General features: G+C 44.4%; 23 protein-coding genes. 2 read left to right on the top strand and 21 right to left on the bottom strand.

Annotated elements, in window-relative coordinates; all coding sequences use genetic code 11:
• Positions 1-14 precede the first annotated feature (14 nt).
• From PNC201_RS06130 to ccmA, 10 genes are read right to left on the bottom strand one after another with little or no spacing between them, the layout of a single operon-like run.
• Complete coding sequence (locus PNC201_RS06130; protein WP_102056499.1) at positions 15-746, bottom strand: MlaA family lipoprotein; 732 nt, start codon at positions 744-746, stop codon at positions 15-17.
• The gene (ccmI, locus tag PNC201_RS06125) at positions 747-2,000 is read right to left on the bottom strand and encodes a c-type cytochrome biogenesis protein CcmI (protein WP_211200860.1); all 1,254 of its coding nucleotides are present in this window, start codon (positions 1,998-2,000) and stop codon (positions 747-749) included. It lies immediately after the preceding gene.
• 26 nt (positions 2,001-2,026) lie between these two features.
• Positions 2,027-2,491, bottom strand: a complete 465-nt coding sequence (locus PNC201_RS06120; protein WP_102056497.1) for a cytochrome c-type biogenesis protein — start codon at positions 2,489-2,491, stop codon at positions 2,027-2,029.
• Positions 2,488-3,060 carry a redoxin family protein gene (locus PNC201_RS06115; RefSeq protein WP_102056496.1) on the bottom strand — a complete coding sequence of 191 codons (573 nt, stop codon included), beginning with the start codon at positions 3,058-3,060 and terminating at the stop codon, positions 2,488-2,490. Before PNC201_RS06115 ends, PNC201_RS06120 begins: the two co-directional genes overlap by 4 nt.
• A 1-nt stretch (position 3,061) precedes the next feature.
• Positions 3,062-5,020: a heme lyase CcmF/NrfE family subunit gene (locus PNC201_RS06110; RefSeq protein ID WP_010606380.1), complete on the bottom strand. Its 1,959-nt coding sequence runs from the start codon at positions 5,018-5,020 to the stop codon at positions 3,062-3,064.
• Between the two features lies 1 nt (position 5,021).
• Entirely contained in the window at positions 5,022-5,501 is a 480-nt protein-coding gene (gene ccmE / locus PNC201_RS06105) for a cytochrome c maturation protein CcmE (protein ID WP_010606379.1), read from the bottom strand.
• Entirely contained in the window at positions 5,498-5,701 is a 204-nt protein-coding gene (ccmD, locus tag PNC201_RS06100) for a heme exporter protein CcmD (protein ID WP_010606378.1), read from the bottom strand. The genes ccmE and ccmD overlap by 4 nt, the downstream gene beginning before the upstream one ends.
• 2 nt (positions 5,702-5,703) lie before the next feature.
• Positions 5,704-6,441 (bottom strand): heme ABC transporter permease, encoded by a 738-nt coding sequence (locus PNC201_RS06095; protein WP_010369087.1) that lies wholly within the window; start codon positions 6,439-6,441, stop codon positions 5,704-5,706.
• Between the two features lies 1 nt (position 6,442).
• A complete protein-coding gene (gene ccmB / locus PNC201_RS06090) occupies positions 6,443-7,129 on the bottom strand; it encodes a heme exporter protein CcmB (protein WP_102056495.1) in 687 nt (228 codons plus the stop codon).
• A complete protein-coding gene (ccmA, locus tag PNC201_RS06085) occupies positions 7,129-7,752 on the bottom strand; it encodes a cytochrome c biogenesis heme-transporting ATPase CcmA (protein ID WP_081489968.1) in 624 nt (207 codons plus the stop codon). Before ccmA ends, ccmB begins: the two co-directional genes overlap by 1 nt.
• Before the next feature lie 103 nt (positions 7,753-7,855).
• Here ccmA and fliK point away from each other — a divergent pair, with 103 nt between their 5' ends.
• On the top strand, positions 7,856-10,309 hold the full coding sequence (fliK, locus tag PNC201_RS06080) for a flagellar hook-length control protein FliK (protein ID WP_102056494.1): 2,454 nt from the start codon (positions 7,856-7,858) through the stop codon (positions 10,307-10,309).
• A gap of 4 nt (positions 10,310-10,313) precedes the next feature.
• The gene (locus PNC201_RS06075; RefSeq protein ID WP_010369096.1) at positions 10,314-10,610 is read left to right on the top strand and encodes an EscU/YscU/HrcU family type III secretion system export apparatus switch protein; all 297 of its coding nucleotides are present in this window, start codon (positions 10,314-10,316) and stop codon (positions 10,608-10,610) included.
• Between the two features lie 290 nt (positions 10,611-10,900).
• On the opposite strand, the gene PNC201_RS06065 is transcribed toward PNC201_RS06075, so the two are convergent.
• The 11 genes from PNC201_RS06065 to flhF all read right to left on the bottom strand — a co-directional run bounded on the left by PNC201_RS06065 (position 10,901) and on the right by flhF (position 21,270).
• Positions 10,901-11,332, bottom strand: a complete 432-nt coding sequence (locus tag PNC201_RS06065) for a DUF2802 domain-containing protein (protein ID WP_102056493.1) — start codon at positions 11,330-11,332, stop codon at positions 10,901-10,903.
• Positions 11,333-11,830 carry a chemotaxis protein CheW gene (locus PNC201_RS06060; protein WP_102056492.1) on the bottom strand — a complete coding sequence of 166 codons (498 nt, stop codon included), beginning with the start codon at positions 11,828-11,830 and terminating at the stop codon, positions 11,333-11,335.
• Between the two features lie 24 nt (positions 11,831-11,854).
• Complete coding sequence (locus PNC201_RS06055; RefSeq protein WP_102056491.1) at positions 11,855-12,616, bottom strand: chemotaxis protein CheW; 762 nt, start codon at positions 12,614-12,616, stop codon at positions 11,855-11,857.
• Between the two features lie 8 nt (positions 12,617-12,624).
• On the bottom strand, positions 12,625-13,395 hold the full coding sequence (locus tag PNC201_RS06050; RefSeq protein ID WP_010606373.1) for a ParA family protein: 771 nt from the start codon (positions 13,393-13,395) through the stop codon (positions 12,625-12,627).
• 130 nt (positions 13,396-13,525) lie between these two features.
• Positions 13,526-14,668, bottom strand: a complete 1,143-nt coding sequence (locus tag PNC201_RS06045) for a protein-glutamate methylesterase/protein-glutamine glutaminase (protein WP_010606372.1) — start codon at positions 14,666-14,668, stop codon at positions 13,526-13,528.
• A gap of 74 nt (positions 14,669-14,742) precedes the next feature.
• Positions 14,743-16,968 (bottom strand): chemotaxis protein CheA, encoded by a 2,226-nt coding sequence (locus PNC201_RS06040; RefSeq protein ID WP_010606371.1) that lies wholly within the window; start codon positions 16,966-16,968, stop codon positions 14,743-14,745.
• Between the two features lie 13 nt (positions 16,969-16,981).
• Positions 16,982-17,758, bottom strand: a complete 777-nt coding sequence (locus PNC201_RS06035; protein WP_010606370.1) for a protein phosphatase CheZ — start codon at positions 17,756-17,758, stop codon at positions 16,982-16,984.
• Positions 17,759-17,778: 20 nt separating this feature from the next.
• Positions 17,779-18,162 (bottom strand): chemotaxis response regulator CheY, encoded by a 384-nt coding sequence (cheY, locus tag PNC201_RS06030; RefSeq protein WP_010369104.1) that lies wholly within the window; start codon positions 18,160-18,162, stop codon positions 17,779-17,781.
• A 42-nt stretch (positions 18,163-18,204) separates the two neighbouring features.
• Positions 18,205-18,939 (bottom strand): RNA polymerase sigma factor FliA, encoded by a 735-nt coding sequence (locus PNC201_RS06025; protein ID WP_010369105.1) that lies wholly within the window; start codon positions 18,937-18,939, stop codon positions 18,205-18,207.
• Positions 18,940-18,941: 2 nt separating this feature from the next.
• Positions 18,942-19,802 (bottom strand): MinD/ParA family protein, encoded by an 861-nt coding sequence (locus tag PNC201_RS06020; protein ID WP_010606369.1) that lies wholly within the window; start codon positions 19,800-19,802, stop codon positions 18,942-18,944.
• Positions 19,795-21,270 carry a flagellar biosynthesis protein FlhF gene (gene flhF, locus PNC201_RS06015; RefSeq protein ID WP_102056490.1) on the bottom strand — a complete coding sequence of 492 codons (1,476 nt, stop codon included), beginning with the start codon at positions 21,268-21,270 and terminating at the stop codon, positions 19,795-19,797. Before flhF ends, PNC201_RS06020 begins: the two co-directional genes overlap by 8 nt.
• Between the last annotated feature and the right edge of the window lie 5 nt (positions 21,271-21,275).

Here is a 21,275-nt window from a genome sequence, read left to right as displayed (position 1 = left end):
GCCGACCTTTATTTTTACAGGTTCTCTAAAAAGTTCTCGTCAAAATCATCCGGCTCTTCTTCCATTGGCGGGTTGCCATCAAATAGCTCGTACAATTGACGTTGATAGTATACATCCTTTAAGAAAGTGTATGGATCAAGCGACTCATTTAGCAGCTTTTCTTGTGACATCAAAGCCGCTCTTGCCTCAACCGCACGCAGCGCAAACACTAATACTGTTTGTGGCGTGGTGAGTGCAATTTCTGGCAAGACAAAGTTATCGACTACATCACCCGTTAAGTTTCTCGCGGTCGTCGGTCCCATACCTGGGATCATAATATACGCACCATCACCAACGCCCCACACCCCAAGGGTTTGGCCAAAATCTTCGTCTTTAAGCTCAAGGCCAAGTGTTTTCGCAACATCAAACAAGCCAAAAATACCGACCGTAGAATTAACTAAAAAGCGAGCAACATTGATTGCCATATGATCAGGCTTGCCCTGCAATGCCGCGTTTACTGCATCGGTCGGCGCGGCGATGTTGGTGGTGAAATTAACCACACTACTGCGCACAGGAGCGGGAGTCACCGCAACATATCCTTTAGCAACAGGCCGTAAGATATAGGCGTCCAACACATCCATATTGAAGTCATAAAGTGGACGGTTAAGTGATTGAAATGGATCTCGTGGATCCTTTTTCTCTTCGGGTACTTGCGCACAACCGACAACGGTCAGCACAAGTAAACCTGTGAGCACAGCTTTAAGCATTTATTTCCCTGTATTTGTTAAGACACGACTAATCTCGACAGTGAGCTGATTTTCGCCTTGTTGAAGTTCAATTACGCTTGAAGCACCCTCTAGTTCTCCATCTGAAGGCATTACTGAACCATCATTAGAAATACGTGCGGTGACCGTAACTTGAGAAAATTTCGACAAGGTTAATTCAGGCATCATTGCCATACTATCATCTAGGTTTACCGTCATTGGCAAGTTAAAGTTTGTAATTTTGGCGACCGCCAATGGCATGGCTGGGCCTTCAGCCGCTTTTGCAAAAACGAACAACGTGCTGTCCTTTGGAATCTTGTTCTGTAACTCAGCTGAAATGGTTACAGTAGCGACAATACCAGCTTTTACAGCTACTGGTTCATCTGTTTGTTGACCCAACTTTTGCTCGATTTCAGCAATCCGCCCTGCGATCATCTCATAACGCGGATCATCTTTGGTTAATTGTGACAACAAGACTTCAAAAGCGGCTTTTGACTCTTTCCAATCTTGACGTTCATAGGCAATTAACGCCAGCAAGCTAATCGCATCAATATTCGTTGGATCATTCTTGAGCACTTTTGACAACATTCTGGCCGCGCGATTCATACTTGGCTCTGAGCCCTCTATCAATAATGCTTGGCTATAATTCACCAAAACATTATTGTTATTAGGTTGCATCACGAGTGCTTTATCAAATGCCTGCATCGCCATCTCAAAGTCACTAAGTGACATTGCAACACGACCAAGTAACATCCATGCAACTGCATCGTCGCCAGCGGTTGCTAGTTTAGTTCTTAGTCCCAGCGCAAATGCTTGTAGCTCGTTGGCATTTAGCGGCTCTCCAGATTGCATTACTGCACGCTCACCATACTCAGGTAACTTTTCAACGGCTTCATGCCAGCTAGCTATTTGCCTGTGGCTACCCGTATAGTAATAAAAGACACCTGTCACCAGCACCATAAAAGCAATACCTGTCAGCGCTAATACACGGTTGTCACCACGACTCGTCAATGATTGTTCAGGCGATAACTCGTTCAATAAGCGACGCTTGAGTTCAACCACAGATTCATTATAACTGTCTTTTTCGATACGCTGATTAGCAAGCTCTTCTTTTAACTCTTCCAAACGCTGATGAAAAATATCGATACGCTCGGCGTTCGCATCGTGATCAACCGTGACGCGCTTTTCCTTTTTAATAAACGGAAAAACCACAAACAGACCGGCAAATATGCCTAGCAGAAGAAACAAAAACCACATTTGAGTTAAATCTGTCGAGAATTCGCTCACTGCTCACGCTCCTGACGTTGATATTGATTAATGAGCTCAGCTAGCTTTTGTTCGTCTGCGGCATTCCAATCTTGTTTTTTCGCAGCGCGTTTTTGACGAAATATAATAAAGCCGAAACCTAAAATAATGATTGCCACTGGCAGCACCCAAAGTACGATTGTTGCAGGCGTAACAGGTGGTTGATAATGAACGAAATAGCCATAGCGGTCGATCATATAATCAATGACCTCTTGCTTAGACTGACCTTCATTAACCAATGCGATGACTTTGTCACGCAGGTCTTTGGCAACGACGGCATCTGAATCTGCAATGTTTTGGTTCTGGCATTTAGGGCAACGTAGCTCATGAGTCAGCTCTCGGAAAGTTTGCTCACGTTCCGCCGTGGCAAAGTTATACTTATCTTCCGTTGCTTGCGCCGCTGCAGTAATCATCATTAAAAGCAAAACAATTACATATTTCATTGCGTTAACTCCTGATAGATTGCCGCAAACTTAGTGCGCCACACGCGTTCATTGATGTCGCCAGTATGATGCAACAAAATCTTACCTTGCTTATCTACCAAAAAAGTCTCTGGCGCGCCTGAAACTCCTAGATCCAGTGCTAGTGTACGCTCCAAATCAAGAATGTTAAATTGGTATGGGTTACCAGCACGACTCAGCATGTTATTGACATCTTGTCTTAGTGCATTGATATCAAACTGGTCGCCAAAATCAGGGTCATAAGCCTGCTCGTAATACAGGCCTATTATTTTCACGCCACGCTCTCTAAGCTCAGTTAAATAACCTAGCTCAGCGATACACGTTGGGCACCAAGTGCCCCATACGTTCATCAAGTAGACTTCACCCCTAAGCGAGTCGGCGGTCCAAGTTTTATCACTATCCATTAGATCGGGTAAAGAAAACTCAGGCATAGTGTGTCCTAAACGGCCTGTCTGAAGTTCTCTTGGATTACCAAATAGTCCTTGGTACAAAAACACACAAAGGAAAATAAATATCAAAAAAGGCACTAAACCTAATAACTTGCGGTTCATGTTAAGCCTCCACTTGGGATGATTTTTTAACGCGGTTGCGGTAGCGTTTATCCGCAAGCACAATGAAGCCGGCAAAAGAGATAAGTAGCCCACCTAGCCACATCCAGCGTACGTATGGTTTGTGATAGATCCTAAGCGACCACGCGCCTGCAGAAAGCGGCTCGCCGAGTGCTAAATATAAATCACGGAAGAAACCATCATCAATAGCGGCTTCGGTCATAAACTGCATCCCTACATCATAACGGCGTTTTTCTGCATGCAGCTCGGTTACTTTTTTACCATTTTTGAATACCGTCACTACGCCAGCATGACCACCGTAGTTCGGGCCTCGAATTTCTTTTACGCCATCAAAGCGATATTCGTACTCGTTTAGCATCGCCGTTTCACCGGGTTTCATGCTCACGGAGCGCTCAACTGAGTATGCTGAAGTTAGCGTCACCGACGCGATAACAAAGGCAATACCAATGTGCCCAAGTACCATTGCCCAATAGCTCAATCCTAGCTTTTTAAAGCCGATCGCAACACTTGGGTGAACAGTCACTTTATTAAATAAGTCAGCAGCAGTAGCCACACTTATCCACACAGCCAGCGCTGTCGCAACAAACGTTAGTGGTGCCACCACTTCGTAGCTCGAGTACAACCACGTCGCGGTGAGCACTAAACTCACCGCAATCAATACAGCCCATTTTTTCACTAGTGGCGGCATTTTATTTTGTTTCCAGCGCAGCATAGGGGCTAAACCCAGCAAAATCGCGAACGGCACGATTAATATCGCAAACATTTGGTTAAAGAAAGGTACGCCAATAGAAATAGAGCCTAAGCCCAACTCTTTGTGGATCATAGGCAATAGCGTGCCCAATAATACAATCAAGGTCGCAACCACTAAGAAGATATTGTTGATCCACAGCGCCACTTCACGCGAAATGAATTGATAACGCCCTTCGCTATATACTTGAGCTACGCGCAGTGCGTAAAGCGCTAAGCTGCCACCCACAACCACAGCTAAGAATGACAGGATATATAAACCACGGTCAGGATCGGTTGCAAACGCATGCACCGATACGATAATGCCTGAGCGAACGATAAAAGTACCCAGTAAACATAAACTAAACGCGGTGATAGCAAGTAGTACTGTCCAAGACTTAAACACACCACGTTTTTCCGTTACTGCGAGTGAATGCAATAAAGCGGTTGCAACAAGCCAAGGCATCAGTGAAGCGTTTTCCACCGGATCCCAGAACCACCAACCGCCCCAGCCAAGCTCTGAGTACGCCCACCAACTACCAATTGTAATGCCTAGAGTAAGAAAGCCCCATGCGGCCATTGTCCAAGGACGAGACCATTTAGCCCAAGTATTATCAAGTTTACCGGTTAAAAGCGCAGCAATTGCAAAAGAGAAAGACACAGATAAGCCAACATAACCCATATAAAGGAGCGGCGGGTGAATGATCATACCTGGGTCTTGCAATAATGGATTCAAATCACGCCCTTCAACAGGGAAGTAAGGAAGCAAACGCTCAAACGGGCTCGACATCCACAGGGTATAGAGCATAAAACCCACCCCTAAAAAGCCAAGGACACCTAACACACGCGCTCGCAATACCCACGGTAGCGACTTTGACATCACAGCAACCAGCATGGTCCACATGGATTGCATTACCAACCACAGTAAAATTGCGCCTTCGTGTCCACCCCATGTTGAGGTGATTTTATAATACCAAGGTAAAGTACTGCTCGAATGATGCGCCACATACGCAACCGTAAAGTCATCCATTAACGTGATGTAGATCAGTACCATAAATGAGAAAACAACTAGAATACACTGACCAACGGCCAGTGAAGGAGCGGCTTTCATCAGCCTCAAATTACCCGTATAAGCACCCCACAATGGGAAAATACACAGTAATAAGCTCAATGCCATCGCCAGAACTAAGGCGAAGTAACCTATTTCTGGGACCATTTTAGTTCTCGCTGTTTAAATTATATTTTGGCTTTTCGTGTTTAATGCCTTTCACGGCTTCAGCCACTTCTGATGGCATATACTCTTCATCATGCTTGGCAAGTACTTCAAACGCTTCAACTACATTAGACTCAACTAACGTCCCTTGCGCTACAATACCTTGGCCTTCACGGAATAGGTCAGGAAGGATGCCTTTGTAACGAATAGTAACCATAGGACCGGTGTCGATAAGTTTAAATGACACATCTAAAGACGTTTCATCACGCACCACTGAACCTGGCACAACCATACCGCCAATACGCAGCTTCTGGCCAATTTGCGGGATTTCTTTTAACTCACCTTTACCTTCAACAAGCTCGCTCGGCGTGTAAAACAAATTAATATTTTCTTGTAGTGCATAAAGCGTAAGCCCAACCGCTGCGCCAATACCAAAGATTACGGCAGCAACGGTGAATAATCTCTTTTTGCGTCTAGGATTCATGCTTGCGACTCCTCTTTTGCTTTTTTAATCCGTGCTTCTCTTGCCATTTGCGCTTTAACTGCTTGCTTTAGCTTCTTACCATCCAAGATAGAGCCGACTAACATACCAGCCAGTATTAATGCACATGAGCCGAATGAGAGCCAAACATAAAAGCCATAGCCACCCATGGCTAAAAATTCACTGAAGGATTCAAACTGCATGATTAACCCCTATTCACTAATTCGCGGACCCAAGGACGGTGTTGTTCGCTTCGTAAAATTTCATTTTTCAAACGAATTAGCGTAACCACGCCAAGCACACCAGCAAACGCCACTATGTTGATCAACAAAGGCCACAACATGGAAGGATCAATCGCTGAAGTATCAAATTTGGTGATAGTTGATCCCTGATGCAGCGTATTCCACCACTCTACCGAGAAATGAATAATAGGCAGATTAACGACCCCGACAATGGCAAGAATACAGGCAGCTCGACCACCTGATTTTTTATCTTCAAAGGCATGATATAGAGACAAAACACCGAAGTACAAAAACAATAGGATAAGCTCTGATGTCAATCTTGCATCCCAGACCCACCAAGCGCCCCACATAGGTTTACCCCAAGCAGCACCAGTGATTAACGCAATCGCAGTCATTGCCGCACCAATAGGTGCAATGGCTATAACCGCCAGTTCAGCATTACGAATTTGCCATACCAAGGCAACAATAGCCGCAATAGCCATAGACGAGTATGCACCCATTGACCAGATAGCCGACGGCACATGAATAAAGATAATACGATAGCTGTCTTTTTGTTGGTAGTCGGCTGGCGCATAGGCTAACCCCCAAACCCATCCAACAATTAAGCCCACTACCGCAATCACGGCAAAGTAAGGAAGCAAGGTGTTACACAGTTGGTAAGCACGCTCCGCTTTGGCATAAGGATGTAACCACTTCCACATTTTAACTTACACTCACTCTTAAAGCTGACGATATGGCAATTGGTGCGGCAACAATTGCGACGGCAAGCATCGCACCAAGGATTGCAAGCTGACCACCATACGCTAAAGACATGCTACTGGTATCTATGGCGGACGTTGCAAAAATCAATACGGGGATATAAAGCGGAAGGACGAGTAAACTCATTAAAATGCCACCCTTTTGCAATGCAACGGTGAGTCCTGCGCCAATGGCCCCAATAAAACTTAATAACGGTGTACCTATCAGTAAGGTCAGTACAGTCGCATTGAGAGACTGCGATTCGAGATTCATTAACAGCGCGAACAACGGCGCAAGCACCACCATAGGCAAACCACTGACTGTCCAATGCGCTGCTACTTTTGCTAATACTGATAGCGATAATGGATAAGGTGAAGCAATCAATTGCTCTAATGAGCCGTCGTTGTAATCGTCCCTAAATAATTTATCTAGACCTAACATAGTCGATAAAAGCGCCGCTACCCAAATAATACCCGGAGCCACTCTGGTAAGCAGCGCAGGTTCAGGCCCAATTGCTAACGGAAATAAGGTGATCACGATAAGGAAAAACAACAAAGGATTGACTATCTCAGCGCGTTGTCTAAAGGCCAAGGTCACATCTTTGGCATAAACCGATTTAAAAGCTAACCAATAAGAATGTTGAGTCTGCATTACAAACGGTACTCCAACGCCAAGGTTTGTAACTGTGCAAAATGTGCGGTGAGATCTTGGTGGGTCGTCAATAAAATGGCGCCCCCCTTGTCGAGATGAGACTGGAACTGGGTTTGCAACATGGCGACCCCTTTTTTATCCAGCGCAGTAAATGGTTCATCTAACACCCAAAGCTTGGCCTGATTCAGCCACAAACGTACTAACGCAACACGGCGCTGTTGGCCTGCCGACAATGTCCGCACAGGTACATCTTCAAGTCCGATTAAGCCGAGCTTAGCAAGCAGTGTATAGACTTCTTCTTCATCTGCCTGAGCGCCGTGAACCATAAGCCAATGTTGAACATTTTCGTAGGCACTAAGTTGTTGATTGACACCTGTCTTATGACCAATAAATAATAAATCGGCAGCGAATGAATCATAATCATCGCGGATATCAGTGCTGTTGTAGCGGATCTGCCCTTCATCCGCTCTGGCGAACCCAGCAATGATCCTCAACAAAGAGGTTTTTCCGGCACCATTTGGGCCTTCAATTTGCATGATCTGCCCCGCATGGAGAGTAAAACTTAATGAGTCAAACAAGCATCTATCTTGTTTGGTACAAGTGACGGCGTCTATCTCTAGCAAACTTGGGCTTCTCTTTACCTAAAATTGGGCGTTAGTCTAACATAATGGTATGGTAATACGAATAATCCGATGCGACCGATTAGCGAAAATTTGATTTAAAATAATGAATAAGCTGCCAATTACAACAAATACGACGACAGCATCTGTGATAAGCACAGATAATAGCGAAGTATCGAGATTAGACTTAGCCAAAAACCAACCGTTTGCAGCGAAGAATATCCAAATTAGTAACGATAAACTAAAAATGGATGTGGCAATTGATGGCCGCTGGCAAACTATCCAACTAGCGCTTAAGCCTCCAACCCAGCCCAATCAGCTTCCAGAAGCACAGGTTAGTATTGATGAAACTGGCAAGGTGGTCACCTTTCAAACGCCCAAATTACAAGCGCAAGTAACGCTGACAAAACAGCTTTTTGATATTTTAACGACGCTAAAGACGCACACGCCAAGCCCAGTAGTACAGTCTTCAGCAACCACGTTGCCAGACGCCACATTGCACATCAAGGTGCTTGATTTAAAAATACCGCTTCCGCAAGCCGTGGCACAATTGCTCGCAAGTGAAAACAAACTTATTGCGCATCTTAGTGCCCAACAAAGTAATGTTTCCTTGCAGGTCGTCAATCAATTTAAAGACTTGCTGTTTAGTACGGCTTTACCTAAGTCAATGATTGCAAAACTTATCTCTAGTCAACTTAGCAGTGTTGAGGTGAAGCCTCAGCCAAGTGGAGTAACACTTAACATTCATGACCGTTCAATAACCTTATCGCCAATAAGCAGTAACTGGCCTGCAGCAACCACATGGCAAAAAGGCGAAGTAAAAACGGCTTTCAATGGAATTGATATCACAAAATCGACACAACAAGTAAAAGTAGAGACCATAAAGCCGCTTAGCGCTTTGCTGCAACAAGTCACTGCAGTGAATAAGGAAACCCCCTTACCGCTTGAGTCACGCTTAGCATCAGTACATACGCTGGCGTATGACAAACCGTTACTTGAAGTCAATCTGCAACAAATTAAGTCAACAGTAGTAAAAGCGTTGCAAGTACTGATCGGAAGACCTTTTGGGAAGCCACTCACAAATCAGGTTGATCAGCCCGCGAACTCCCCAGTCAAGAACGGCCAAAGTCATGTTTTGAGTCGTTCGACCTCAGTGCTGTATATGCAAAGTGAGAAAGTAAGTGCTCACAATAAGAATAAACCAAGCACACCACTACAACAGCTCACAAACCAAATAAAACTTAATCTTACAGAGCTGATGGCAAAGCAACCATTACCGTTGCAAAAAAGTCACTTCCCCTTGCAAAGCGAAAAGTTAGCCAGCTCTATTGCTCGTTACTTACAACACCAGCTCGCAGAAACACCAAAATATCAAGCGCCACCGGTTGATTTTGAGGTGAAACAAAAAGCCCTGTCCTTATTATTGGACACTCTCACGGGTAAACTGTCGCTTAGCAATAAGCAAGTTGAACAGCTGACACAAGTCTTAGAGCGGCCGCTTTATCGTAAAGCGAGTTCTGCGCCTGTAGATTCTGCTAAAACGTTCCAGTTGCAATCTACAACACATTCACAAGGCACAAAAGTAACCGCTACGCCTTCTCAAGTACCGCAGCCTACCAGCAATCAAACTAAAGGGGTAATTGAAGCTCTGCTTACTCTGCCCATGACTAAGGCCGAACAAAAAGAAAACACACCAAACATGTTACGCCAAGCTTCTGCAACCATCGAAAAGCTCGTCAAAGCAGATACATTCAAACAAACGCCTGAATTGCAGAAATTAGTCAATCAAGCATTTTCGCGCTTGCTTGATGACCGTTCAGTCAACGCGCTCACCGTTAAAAACCAGTTAGAAAGCCAACTGGGCATGGCAACCTTTGCTAACACGCCAACAAGTTTAGCTCAATCGAGCTTTACACAAATGTTGGACCGTTTAATTGTGTCGCTATTAGGTAGTCAGGTGGCAAACCAAACTCAGAGCAATGAGCAAGCAACGCAAAAAATACAAGCTTTACTGGATGCGCTGCTACCACAACTGAAGTTGACCTCACCCAAGCAAACAACTGAAGCGCTACAACAACCACAAGCAAAAGAGCTGTTAAACGAATTAGGACAATTGCATAACCAACTACAACCGCAACAATCACAAACTACAACCACCAACTCTGCGAAACAAGACAGCGAAGCACAGTTAATTATTAACCTACTCTTTCCCACCAAAGTAGGACAAGAGCAACAGCAAACACAATTACAAATAGGTGAATATAAAAAGTCGCCGAAACCTGGTATGCCGGAGAAGTCTGTGTGGTTTATTCGTCTTTGTTTTGATTTTGCAGAAAAAGGTCAGATCCATGCCCAAGCCGAGCTGATGGATAAAGCCCTGGAATGTGCATTAGTAGCCACCTCCAATCAGGTCAAGCAGCTCGCAGAGCCACATTTGGCAACGCTCAGACATAAGTTAGCATCTCATGGGCTACAAGTCGCAGAGATAGGCCTTAGGGAAGAAGCCAGTTTTCAAGATAAGTTCTTTAATGAACACGCAATTATCAACATTAAGGTGTAAAGAAATGACACAAAAATCTGCAATCGGGCTGTTATATGAAGCTGGTAGCGCACCTCAGGTCACCTTTAAAGGATATGGCGAACTAGCAGAGGAAATTATTGCGCTGGCAAAAGAGAAAAACATCATGATCCATGAGGATGAATCATTAGCACAAACACTCAGTGCACTTGAGTTACACCAAGAGATCCCAAGGGAACTCTACTATGTGATTGCTGAACTCATCGCTTTTTCTTACATTATGCGTGGTAAGTTTCCACCTGGTTGGGAAGGTTTTCGTGGCAAGCTAGATATTAAGGCATAGCCAAAATTTCCTACTTGCTAGGGCCTGTTGACCTTTGCTGTTTGATTTTTGTTCTCCTGAGTGTGTTTTGATCGCGACGCTCGACTTGCCGCCTAGTAATCTAGGCAAAAGTTGAGCAACAAAGAACAAAGCGCACTCAGGGGAACCCAAAGGGCAGCGCTTGATTGGAATTTCTTCTGTGTTATCGCCTAACTTACATAGAATAACTATGCTACGCAGGCTCTGCCTTGTATAAATACCAATCAAACTGCTGCAAAAACAAACTTGAAAGGTCAACAGGCCCTAGACAATCATTTTGATTTGTTATGTAAAGACATGAGCAGCTCTGCCTCAGCTCTTGGCAACTCACACTCGTGCATCACCTCTTCAATATCAGCACCAAGCTCCACCATTTTCACGGCGCGAGAATACATTTTAGCGTCAGGGTCATCATATTTCTGTGCTGCTTGCTGATTCGCAACGTCATTTAACTCTTGCTCGGTTGCGACCACCCGCTTACCAATACTCATGATACTGGCACGTAACTCCGCAACTTCGCTGCGTAATATTGCTATTTGTTGCTCAGACCCCTGCAGTGAGCTCGAAAGTTGCGCTGTTTGCCCCTGCGCATTCTGTAGTTTTTTACTCAGCACAAAAACAAACCTCAAGCATACTAACGCAAGTATGCTTGAGGTTATTGATATAACGAGTAAAACGGTTTGTGCGTTTACTACTTCAGACATCTAGATATGACTCAGCTCATCCCATTCATCATCGTTTAATAGCTTATTAAGATCGACTAAGATCAACAGCTCGCCTTCTCGATTTGATACGCCTTGGATAAACTTAGCGCTCTCTTCGGTACCTATGTTTGGCGCGCTGTCAATTTCCGAGCTACGTAAGTAAACCACCTCAGCAACGCTATCTACTAAGATACCAATAACTTGCTTTTCGGCTTCGATAATCACAATTCTTGAATTATCCGTTACTTCAGCACTTTGTAGACCAAACCTAGCTCGCGTGTCTATAACCGTTACAACGTTACCACGCAGATTAATGATCCCGAGTACGTAGCTTGGTGCACCTGGGACTGGTGCAATTTCGGTGTAACGCAGCACTTCTTGTACTTGCATTACATTGATACCGTAAGTTTCCTCTTCAAGCTTGTAAGTAACCCATTGCAATACTTCATCATTACTATCAGCATTTTTGTCTGCAGAAAGTAGTCTATCTTGGCTCATGGTTTCACTCCATCAATATACTAGTTACTGCTCTCGACTATCGAGGCCTTGTTCTAGCAAACGGTTTAAATTCTCTACATCAATCAGCGCGCACATTTTCTCTTTAATCACTCCAGCCAACCAAGGCCGTTTACCATCTGCTGTGCGCCACTTTATGTCTTCAGGCTTGAGGGTTAAGTTGTTGACTAGTTTTTCTGCTAACAGTCCCCAGTTACTATCCCCAAGTGTAATCAAATACTGGTAATCCAGCGTATCTTCTAATTCTGGCGTTAACTTTTCAGGCATCACCCATCGTGCAGTATCAACAACATTGAGTTTTTCTTCACGATTTAGCATCACACCCTTAAACCATTTAGGTTTACCAAAGAGTTGATTGACTTCGCCCAGTTGGTGTATTCCCCCAAGTGATTTCAGCGGAACCGCCAGTGTTAAGCCTGCCACTTCAAAAAACAATGCCTGAAATTCACCTTCTTGATAGGCTTCCCTTGCAGAAACAGACTCTATCGTTGCCTGTTCTTTGATAATAGATGTATTTTCAGTGACTTCAAGATCATGAGCCAATTTACTCGGCTGTTCTTGAATAACTTCACTCACTGACTCCAGAGGTTCTGTTGCAACTACGACTGAGGATTCTATTTCCTCAAGTTCTGATTTAGGTTCTTTTACTTGTTCAAGTAGCTTTGCAACTGGTGATAATTCGCATTGTTCAATCTCTGGCTCCTCTTGCAACAGGGCACCAAGATACTGCTTCATCACCTTCTCATTTGCAAATAAATGCTTACTCATTATGCTCTCTAGCTTAACTGCTTCAAATAGTCCAATAGTGCACGATAAGCGAACACGCCTCGTGATTTAGGACAAAATTGTACAGGGACTTGTTGTGCAAGGCTTGCATCCCTAAACTTGGTATCTACAGGAACCACGCCTGGCCAAACGGCATCTTTGTATGTTTCCAGCAACGTTTTATACGCCTCCAACGACGCTTTAGTCCGTTTATCATACATAGTTGGAATAATAGTATATTGGTACTGTTTCTGCTGTGAAGACTGCATTAGCTCCATCGTGCGCATCATTCTATCTAGTCCCTTCAACGCCAAAAATTCAGTTTGAACCGGTACCAAAATTCGCTCACTCGCTGCTAATGCATTTACCATCAATACCCCGAGCACTGGTGGACAGTCTAAAATAGCATAGTCATATTGATCCGCTATCTTTTCGAGCGATTTCTTTAAGATAAGTCCCATGCCCGTTTTATTACCCATGCTACGATCAAGCGTAGCAATGGCCATAGTAGCAGGCAGAATATCCAAATTTTCAATAGTCGAAGGGCAAAGAGACTGTAAAATTTCTTCGCTCGTCATGCTGCTGCCGCGTGCAAAAATATCATACACACTGACTTCCAACTCTTCAGAATCAATACCAAAGTAATATGTAAGTGAAGCATGTGGATCGGTATCAATAAGCAAAACCCGATGACCTTGTTCAGCAAGAATGCCTCCTAAGCTCACCGTTGTCGTGGTTTTACCCACGCCACCTTTTTGATTTGCTACTGTCCAAATTTTCACTCTATATTCCTTTGCTTATCACTATTGATTGCGTTCAATAGATACTATACCAACTCAATGTTATTCATTCTTTTTAGACGTTTGATATTTACAAGCTTCAAGCAAAATAACCAAATCGTGGCTTAGCCTATTAGTTACCAGCTTCTTTATTAATTCTTGCAGCAAAGTCTTGTAGCGCGATACTATCAGACGAAAGTCCAGCGCCAGCGACTGCTTGAGGCATCCCATAAACGACACAAGTCGCTTCATCTTGCGCCCAAATGGTGGCACCAACCTGTTTTAGCATACGAGCTCCATCTCGACCATCAGCGCCCATCCCCGTTAATACAATCGCTAACGTGTCGCCACCATAGGCTTTTGCAACACTTGCAAATGTCACATCAACGCTGGGTTTATAGGTGATCCTTGGACTATCATCTTCAAACACTTTTAGTGTCTTACTACCACCGCGATTTTCAACCAGCATTTGCTTGCCGCCAGGCGCTAGATAGGCCATGCCTGGCATTAATCTATCACCCTGTTCTGCTTCTTTAACCTTAATCTGGCATAAACTATTTAATCTTGCTGCAAACGCAGGTGTAAATGCGGCTGGCATATGCTGGATAAGTAAAATTGGATGAGGAAAGTTTGCTGGCAACTGCGTCAATATTGTCTGCAGTGCAACGGGTCCACCTGTTGATGTACCAATTGCAACCAGTCCATATTTCTTACCTGATGCTCTAGCACCCGCAGCACTGGATGTGCCACCAGATACCGGTCTCTGAAAACTTCTATCCGGTTGAGGGATCGTTGCTCTTCCAGTGTCAGCGCGAGTTGCTCTAGACTCGACGCGCTTTGGCGGAGTCGCGATACTAGGGCGAGTAAAGCGGCTAACTCGGCGGCGGCCAATTTCCTTTACCTTGTTTTGTAACGATTTAATTGCGTCTTCGCTATTACGAGCGATGTCTTCAAACTTTTTCGGTAAGAAATCAACTGCGCCCGCATCCAGTGCATCTAACGTAGCACTAGCGCCTTCACGAGTTAGCGAAGAAAACATTAAGATGGGGGTCGGTGTGGCCTGCATGATCTGCTTCACCGCACTGATCCCATCAAGCACAGGCATTTCCACGTCCATCGTAATTACGTCTGGACGCAATGAAGCGGCCTTTTCAACCGCCTCCTTTCCATTAACTGCAAAATCTATAACTTTGATTTCACTGTCTTTTTCTAAAATTTCACTGACTCGACGACGAAAAAAACTGGAGTCGTCTACGACTAACACTTTAACTGCCATTGGCAACGCTCTTTAATTTGCTCTACAGCAGAGCAGCACATGCTGCTCTAGAATTCGAACTACGCCTAATAAAATTAGGCGTAGTGTTTTAATAAGTTGGGGACATCAAGGATTAGCGCAATACCACCATCAGATGTGATGGTCGCACCGGCCATACCTGGTGTACCTTGTAACAAAGCATCTAATGGTTTGATTACGACTTCCTCTTGGCCTATCAGAGAATCAACCACAAAACCGACTTGCTTGGTACCGATTTGAGCAATAACAACATGGCCTTCAGCCTTTCTCATGCCCCTATTAGCACCTTTTACCAACCAATGCTCAAGATAAAATAACGGGATCGCCTTTTCTCTCACTATAATAGTCAATTGACCATCAACTACATTCGTTTTAGTCAAATCTAAATGGAAGATCTCGTTCACACCGGCAAGTGGTAACGCAAACGTTTGTTCTCCGACTACCACCATCAAGGTAGGCAAAATAGCCAATGTAAGCGGCACTTTTATCTCTAATACGGTACCAACACCCAATTCTGATTGGATGTTTACCGAGCCATTCAATTGAGTGATTTTCGTTTTAACAACGTCCATCCCTACACCGCGACCAGAAATATCTGAAATTTGTTCTTTTGTTGAAAATCCAGGTGCAAAGATCAAGTTATAGGCTTCAGTATCAGACAATCGGCTTGCTTGATCGGAGTCAATAACGCCTTTATTTATAGCAATTTTCTTGAGTTTTTCAGGATCCATACCGGCGCCATCATCTCGGATGGTGAGAAGAATATGATCCCCCTCTTGAGATGCTGACAACGTGACAGTCCCCATTCTTGGCTTACCCGATGCTTCGCGCACATCAGGCATTTCAATACCGTGATCCACTGAGTTTCTCACTAAGTGAACCAATGGATCTGCGAGCGCCTCAACAAGGTTTTTATCTAAGTCTGTCTCTTCACCTTGTAAAACCAGGTTGATTTCTTTTTTCAAGCTACGCGCAAGGTCCCTCACCACTCGAGGGAAACGACCAAATACCTTTTTGATCGGCTGCATCCGCGTTTTCATCACAGCGCCCTGCAAGTCTGCGGTCACTACATCAAGGTTCGAAATAGCTTTACCCATGCTTTCGCTGTTGGTGTTATTCGCTAAACTAACCAAGCGGTTACGCACCAATACTAATTCGCCAACCATATTCATGATTTCATCAAGACGTTTGGTATCAACTCGCACTGTAGTCTCAGCTTGCGCAGCAGGTTTCTTTGCAGCTGCTGGCGCAGAAGCTTTTGCAGGCTCTGGCTCTTTTTGCGGGGCTGGAGTCGCAGGTTTAGCTTCAACTTTAGGCGCAGGCTTTGGAGCAGGTTTCGGAGGTGGCGCAGCTTTAGCAGGCTCAGGTTGAGCTGGCTCAGCTTCTGAGATATCTGTCGGCGATTCATCTACCGCTTTAGGAGCACTGCCTTTACCATGAAGTTCGTCAAGCAAAGCCTCAAACTCATCATCGGTAATTTCTTCATCTCCAGAGGGCACACTCGCAGCGCCTGATGACGTTGCTTTAGCCGCAGGCTCACTGGCTTGAGAAGTAGCCGCATCTTCTGCATTTGGTGCTCCACCAAATTTCCCAACCCCATGGAGTTCATCTAAGAGATTATCGAACTCGTCATCGGTGATATCGCCGTCATCTGCAGTTGACACCGTTTCAGGTTTAGCCGCCGGTGCGACAGCAGGCGCATTACCAGAGCCGTGTAACTCATCTAATAGATTTTCAAATTCTTCTTCTGTTATCTCATCAATGCTAGAGCCGCTATCATCGCCTGAATCTGCGTCCGCATCGAATAGAATATCATCCGCACTTAAATCTGGTACAACAGACTCTGGCTCTGAAACAGGTTCCTCAATCACTTCACTGACTTCGTCTTCAGATGCTGGTTGGCTGAGTTTATGGAGGGTTTCAAGCAACACAGGATCGGCAGCTTCGGGTTCCTCTCGGTTTTGAATACAAGCGAACATTTCGTTGATCGTATCCAAAGATTGCAAAATAACATCCATTAATTCTGACGTTACTTTTCGCTGCCCTTGTCTTAGTACATCAAACACGTTCTCTGCACCGTGACAGGCATCAACCAGTTCGGTCATACCGAGGAAGCCTGCTCCACCTTTAACAGTATGGAAGCCACGGAAAATCGCATTGAGAAGTTCTTTATCTTCGGGATTATTTTCTAGTTCAACAAGCTGTTCAGATAACAGTTCTAATATTTCGCCTGCTTCAACAAGAAAGTCCTGCAAGATATCTTCATCGACTTCAAAGCTCATACACACTCTCCAACTAGAAGCCTAAACTAGATAGCAAGTCATCGACTTCGTCTTGACCAGAAACCACGTCATCTCGCGATTCAGCGTCAATAATTGGACCTTCAGGTCCAGACAATTCATCACTGATAGTCTCAGTTGTTTTTATTTCGTTTTCATTCGCATTTTCTGCAACTGCAGGCGCTTCATCCGAAGTACCAAACACAGTTAGAAGGTGAATGAGACTATCTTCTACTTCTCTCACAAGCTCAATGACTCGACGGATGACCTGCCCAGTCAAATCCTGATAGTCTTGCGCCATCAGCACATTAGTCATTAAGCCTTGTAATTCGTCTGTACGTGTCTTTGAAGTCTGCATAAAGCTGTCGAGATCATGACACAGAGATTTAAACTCACCGAGTTGAATATCTCTGCTCATCAACCGATCCCAAGTAGGCTTTATTTGTGCTAACTCATCCGCAAGATTCTGCGCAAGAGGTAAGCTTTCTTCGACCGCGTCCATCGTTTTATTAGCAGCGCTTTCTGTCATTTCCATAACATAATTAAGACGCTGCTTGGCGTCAGGTATAGCCTCTGTCGTGAGATCTGAGAGTCGAGTATCCAGCTCAAAGTTCTTCAAGGACTCGTGTAATTGGCGAGTTAGCTTTCCAACTTCTGCAAATAACTCCGATTGCTCTTTGTTAGCAGCTTCTAAAATCAGCTGGTCAGCTTTTTCTTGTTCACCTTGCTCTAGTAGCTCAACAAGTTGCTTGGCTTGTTCAAGTGTAATTTGCGGCGCAGCATTTACAGACATAGGCCATATCCCCTTGCTGTTTAGCCTAGTCGCTCAAATACTTTTTCAAGCTTAGTCTTGAGCGTACCTGCAGTAAACGGTTTAACAATATATCCGTTCACCCCAGCTTGCGCTGCTGCAACAATTTGTTCTTTTTTCGCTTCTGCGGTAACCATCAACACTGGAATGTGCTTAAGCTTTTCATCTGCGCGTATTGCACGAAGCAGATCAATACCTTGCATGCCCGGCATGTTCCAATCAGTTACTACAAAGTCAAACTCCTGATTTTGTAGCATCGGAAGTGCTGTACTACCATCATCAGCTTCTTGAACATTGGTAAAGCCTAAATCTCTTAATAGGTTTTTGATTATTCTTCTCATAGTAGAGAAATCATCAACCACGAGAATCTTCATGTTCTTATCCAAAACTTCCTCCAGTGAGGTTCGAACCCAACTATTTTATGTACTCTAATTTATCCAGTCATTGATTTTAGCTTTGAGCTTTATCATTGCCTGACCGTGAATTTGGCTTACTCGAGATTCACTGACATCAAGGATGGCACCAATCTCTTTTAAATTCATTTCGTCGTTATAGTAAAGTGACAACACCAGAGCATCCCTTTCGGGTAGTGCTTTGATAGCATTTACTAAAGACTCGTTAAAACGTTCATTTTTAACGTTATTAAACGGTTTGTCTAGCGCAAAATCGCTGTTTGCTGGGGTTATCACATCTTCATCAACCCCTAGATCCTCAATGCCGATGACTTTACTTGCATTTACATCATGTAAAATATGATGGTACTCATCTAAAGATATATCAAGTTTTTCAGCGATTTCAGTGTCTTTTGGTTCGCGGCCAAGGAGAGATTCGAGCTCAGATATAGCTTCGGCTACCATTCTGCTGTTTTTATGTACGGACCGAGGGGCCCAATCTCCGCGACGGATTTCATCTAGCATTGCACCTCGGATGCGTATCCCCGCAAAGGTCTCGAAACTAGCGCCTTTAGTAGCATCGAAATTTTTAGATGCTTCAATCAATCCAATCATACCTGATTGAATTAGATCGTCGAGCTGCACACTTGCCGGAAGCCGAGCGATCAGGTGACATGCCACTTTTTTGACAAGTGGAGCATGCCTCTCGACCACTTTATGGATATGGTCAGAAGTTTGATATCCCGCAGCTCTGTTGACCGGAGAAGCCATAATCACCCGTTTACAAGTTGTTCAATGAAAAATTCTAGATGACCGGAAGGTTGATGAGGAATTGGCCATTTAACTGCCTTGGCAGCAAGTCCTTTAATTGCAACTGCTGCTGGAGAGCTCGGAAATAAATCCACGATTGCTCTTTGTCTACGAGAGGACTTACGCATGTTTTCGTCAAATGGTACTGTGGCCACTAATTCCAATGCTACATCAAGAAAACGGTCTGTAACTTTTGAAAGTTTAGCAAATAATTCTTGCCCTTCACGCATACTGCGGACCATATTGGCAACTATTTTAAAACGATAAACGCCATGCTCTCTGCTTAAAACTTTGATCAACGCATAAGCATCCGTAATAGAAGTCGGTTCATCACACACAACAACCATCACATCTTGTGCAGCTCGAGAGAAGCTCAGAACCATATCTGAGATACCAGCTGCGGTATCAACAATTAAAACATCAAATTGAGTGTTAAGCTCGCTAAATGCGCGAATAAGTCCAGCATGCTCTGCGGGAGTCAACTCCACCATGCTTTGAGAACCCGAAGTAGCTGGCACAATTTTGATACCAGCGGGACCTTCTACGAGAATCTCATCTAGTTCACATTCACCCGACAACACATGTGAAAGGTTCTTTTCTACTCGGAGCCCTAACATCACATCACAGTTTGCCAAGCCCAAGTCCGCATCTAAAACGAGAACTCGCTGTCCTTGTTGGCCCATAGCGATGGCAGTATTGAGCGAGACATTGGTTTTACCCACCCCACCTTTACCACCGGTCACGGCTATTACTTTTACACCCTGGTTGCTATTTTGACTCATTCTACGCAGGCCACTTGCTTGATCTAAAACTGTGTTAATCATACATTCCTACTGACTCTGACGCTACAGGTACACGTCGAGAGTGCTGTGCTTTTATTCTTTTTAAATACAATTGCTCAGCCTTTTTTACTAGCTTTTGAGCATTTGCTACGCGAATGTCTTCTGGCACTCGCTGACCGTTGGTAAGATACCCTATTGGCAAGCGATTTTGAATCGCTATGCTAATTATCTCACCTAAACTTAGACTTTCATCAAGTTTTGTGAAAATACAGCCACTTAAATTTACTTTTTTGAAGTGTCTTACTGTTTCTTGTAACACATTCATCTGTGCTGTCGCACTCAACACTAAATAGCTACGAATATCTACTCTCGCGCTACGCATAAGTGTATTTAACTGTTCAGTTAAGCGCAAATCTCTTTGACTCATTCCCGCCGTATCTATTAATACTAGACGCTTATTGCGTAAATGATAAAGCACTTCTGCAAGTTCATTTGCATCTTTAACTTGTTTAACCGGACAACCGATGATTCTACCATAGGTAGCTAGTTGCTCGTAAGCGCCAATTCTATAGGTATCGGTGGTTATTAGCGCCACTTTATCTGCACCGTATTTTTGTGCGCCTAATGCCGCTAATTTTGCAACCGTTGTGGTTTTGCCAACACCTGTTGGACCAACCATTGCAAATACGCCACCTTGACGAAGAATATCATTGTTGGTGGTGTGCATTTGGTTAATTACCATATTCAACAGCGCGTCCCAAGCTTCTTTACGAGACACATCATCAGGGATAAAACATGCCATTTGCTCTGCAACGTCTTTGTCTATGCCCATTCCTTCCAGACGATCTACAAGGCACGCACGGGTTGGATCGCGACGAGCCATTTCTTGTTTCATTAGACCAGATACTTGATGTTCAAGTAATTGACGAATAGCGTTCATTTCTTCGCGCATTGCACTCATTTCGTCAGGCTTGGCATTTAACTCAGGTAAATCATCACCAAAACCGTTGTCTAATTCATCAGACTCGCTCCACTGCTGTGGTTGCTCAAATCCATCATCATCAAAGTCAAAAGATTGGCGACGAGCTTGCTGTGGCTTCGCTTGGTGCGCCGGCGCAGCAGTTTGTGTTTTACGTTGGCTGCTTAACATTTGCTCTGTATCAATCCCCGACTGGGAGAACATAGAAGCAAGTTCTGGTGAGCGAGGACGCGGCGCTTGACGCTCTAGCAATGCCGCTAAGCTATCGGCAACTTGCGCTTGTTTTGCTGGCTGTGCTTGGCGAGGCTCTGGACGGACAAAGCGGGTCGGAGCCTCGTTTGAGGCAGTCGCACGGGCAGCTGGAGCTTGCTTAACAGGTGCAGCAGCACGGTCATTATCAACTGCCGCGACGATTTCAACACCATCTGCTAACTTTTTGTTAGACATAATGACAGCATCTGCACCAAGCTCTTCTTTTACTTCATTTAAAGCCGTACGCATATCTTTTGCGAAGAAACGTTTAATTTTCATGTTAC

Origin of the sequence: Pseudoalteromonas sp. NC201, from assembly GCF_002850255.1 — a bacterium.
GTDB lineage: Bacteria > Pseudomonadota > Gammaproteobacteria > Enterobacterales > Alteromonadaceae > Pseudoalteromonas.
Note: the sequence above shows the minus strand (reverse complement) of the source record. Positions and strands in the feature narration are given on the sequence as shown.

Coding starts and splice junctions, on each gene's coding strand:
- PNC201_RS06130 (WP_102056499.1), bottom strand. CDS start 746: ATGCTTAAAGCTGTGCTCACAGGTTTACTTGTGCTGACCGTTGTCGGT.
- ccmI (WP_211200860.1), bottom strand. CDS start 2,000: ATGTGGTTTTTGTTTCTTCTGCTAGGCATATTTGCCGGTCTGTTTGTG.
- PNC201_RS06120 (WP_102056497.1), bottom strand. CDS start 2,491: ATGAAATATGTAATTGTTTTGCTTTTAATGATGATTACTGCAGCGGCG.
- PNC201_RS06115 (WP_102056496.1), bottom strand. CDS start 3,060: ATGAACCGCAAGTTATTAGGTTTAGTGCCTTTTTTGATATTTATTTTC.
- PNC201_RS06110 (WP_010606380.1), bottom strand. CDS start 5,020: ATGGTCCCAGAAATAGGTTACTTCGCCTTAGTTCTGGCGATGGCATTG.
- ccmE (WP_010606379.1), bottom strand. CDS start 5,501: ATGAATCCTAGACGCAAAAAGAGATTATTCACCGTTGCTGCCGTAATC.
- ccmD (WP_010606378.1), bottom strand. CDS start 5,701: ATGCAGTTTGAATCCTTCAGTGAATTTTTAGCCATGGGTGGCTATGGC.
- PNC201_RS06095 (WP_010369087.1), bottom strand. CDS start 6,441: ATGTGGAAGTGGTTACATCCTTATGCCAAAGCGGAGCGTGCTTACCAA.
- ccmB (WP_102056495.1), bottom strand. CDS start 7,129: ATGCAGACTCAACATTCTTATTGGTTAGCTTTTAAATCGGTTTATGCC.
- fliK (WP_102056494.1), top strand. CDS start 7,856: ATGAATAAGCTGCCAATTACAACAAATACGACGACAGCATCTGTGATA.
- PNC201_RS06075 (WP_010369096.1), top strand. CDS start 10,314: ATGACACAAAAATCTGCAATCGGGCTGTTATATGAAGCTGGTAGCGCA.
- PNC201_RS06065 (WP_102056493.1), bottom strand. CDS start 11,332: ATGTCTGAAGTAGTAAACGCACAAACCGTTTTACTCGTTATATCAATA.
- PNC201_RS06060 (WP_102056492.1), bottom strand. CDS start 11,830: ATGAGCCAAGATAGACTACTTTCTGCAGACAAAAATGCTGATAGTAAT.
- PNC201_RS06055 (WP_102056491.1), bottom strand. CDS start 12,616: ATGAGTAAGCATTTATTTGCAAATGAGAAGGTGATGAAGCAGTATCTT.
- PNC201_RS06045 (WP_010606372.1), bottom strand. CDS start 14,668: ATGGCAGTTAAAGTGTTAGTCGTAGACGACTCCAGTTTTTTTCGTCGT.
- PNC201_RS06040 (WP_010606371.1), bottom strand. CDS start 16,968: ATGAGCTTTGAAGTCGATGAAGATATCTTGCAGGACTTTCTTGTTGAA.
- PNC201_RS06035 (WP_010606370.1), bottom strand. CDS start 17,758: ATGTCTGTAAATGCTGCGCCGCAAATTACACTTGAACAAGCCAAGCAA.
- PNC201_RS06025 (WP_010369105.1), bottom strand. CDS start 18,939: ATGGCTTCTCCGGTCAACAGAGCTGCGGGATATCAAACTTCTGACCAT.
- PNC201_RS06020 (WP_010606369.1), bottom strand. CDS start 19,802: ATGATTAACACAGTTTTAGATCAAGCAAGTGGCCTGCGTAGAATGAGT.
- flhF (WP_102056490.1), bottom strand. CDS start 21,270: ATGAAAATTAAACGTTTCTTCGCAAAAGATATGCGTACGGCTTTAAAT.